A 291-nucleotide genomic window follows, 5' to 3' on the forward strand; every position below is an offset into this window, starting at 1 on the left:
CCGTTGCACTTCCGCAAGCATCAGTTGCAGTAAGCGTAGCCGCAGCCGGGATATTTCCGCATGAAGCAGTTATGCTGGCAGCAGGCAGTGTTCCTGCGAATACTGGAGCCTGAGTATCGGTTACAGTCACTACTTGTGTGTGAACTGCAGTGTTACCGCAAAGGTCAGTAGCCGTCCATTTTCTTGTAAGCGTGTAGCTTCCGGCGCAAGCACCGTCAGTTCTTGTCTCGGCGAATGTTACCGTTGCACTTCCGCAAGCATCAGTTGCAGTAAGCGTAGCCGCAGCCGGGA

At 54.0% G+C, this 291-nt stretch carries 1 protein-coding gene; it reads right to left on the reverse strand.

What is annotated here, in order from left to right; all coding sequences use genetic code 11:
* Window positions 1-291: HYR-like domain-containing protein (locus tag FJA49_RS18270; protein WP_449404089.1), on the reverse strand; the 291-nt coding region annotated here is incomplete at both ends.

It is taken from the genome of Flavobacterium microcysteis (assembly GCF_006385255.1).
Lineage (GTDB): Bacteria > Bacteroidota > Bacteroidia > Flavobacteriales > Flavobacteriaceae > Flavobacterium > Flavobacterium microcysteis.